Source organism: Tsukamurella conjunctivitidis (assembly GCF_007858475.1).
GTDB classification, from domain to species: Bacteria; Actinomycetota; Actinomycetes; order Mycobacteriales; family Mycobacteriaceae; genus Tsukamurella; species Tsukamurella conjunctivitidis.
Window position 1 is genome coordinate 1 of the sequence record NZ_VIGX01000080.1, and the last position, 757, is coordinate 757.

Annotated in this window: 1 protein-coding gene; it reads right to left on the reverse strand. The window is 67.0% G+C overall.

What is annotated here, in order from left to right; translation table 11 throughout:
• A partial coding sequence (locus tag FK530_RS24450; protein ID WP_193560362.1) for an ATP phosphoribosyltransferase regulatory subunit occupies nucleotides 1–757 on the reverse strand: 757 nt, incomplete at both ends.

Genomic DNA, 757 nt, shown 5'->3' on the forward strand with positions numbered 1-757 from the left:
CGAGGTCCTCGTGGCCCTCCACCACCGTCTCGTAGACGGAGCCGGTGTAGTAGTCCAGACCCCGGGCGATCCTCAGGTCCGCGATGACCACACCGGGCATGCGCTCACCTGCTGTGGCCAGCAGGTCGCAGAGCTCGCCGAGCCCCTCCTCCAGGAGATCACCCCCGACCCCCAGTCCTGCGACGCGGGCCCGGATCTCGGCCGGAGAGTCCGAGGCGATCTCCGCCATCGCCAGGAGGGTGGCGGCCTGTTCACCGGTGATGCCGGACTCCGCGAGCTCCTCGGAGACGCCCTGGGGACCGATCTTGTCGAGCTTGTCCAGACCGCGCAGGGCTGCTTCGACATCGACGACGCCCACGCCCTCGCAGATCCCCTGGACGACCTTGCGGTTGTTGACCAGGATGTGCACCGGTGGGATCGGCAGGGTCGTGAGGGCCTCGGCCATGACCAGGGGGAGTTCGACCTCGAAATGGAAGGGCAGCTCGCCGTTGCCGACCACGTCGATGTCAGCCTGGGTGAACTCGCGGAAGCGACCCTCCTGGGGGCGCTCGCCCCGCCAGACCTTCTGGATCTGGTATCGCTTGAAGGGGAAGTCGAGGTCGTTCGCGTTCTCGATGACGTAACGGGCGAAGGGGACGGTGAGATCGAAGTGCAGACCCATACGCCGTTCATGGGAGGGACGGGCCCCGGACTCCCGCTCCTTCAGGGCCTGCAGACGCTCCAGGACGTAGACCTCCTTGGAGGTCTCACCCTTGGA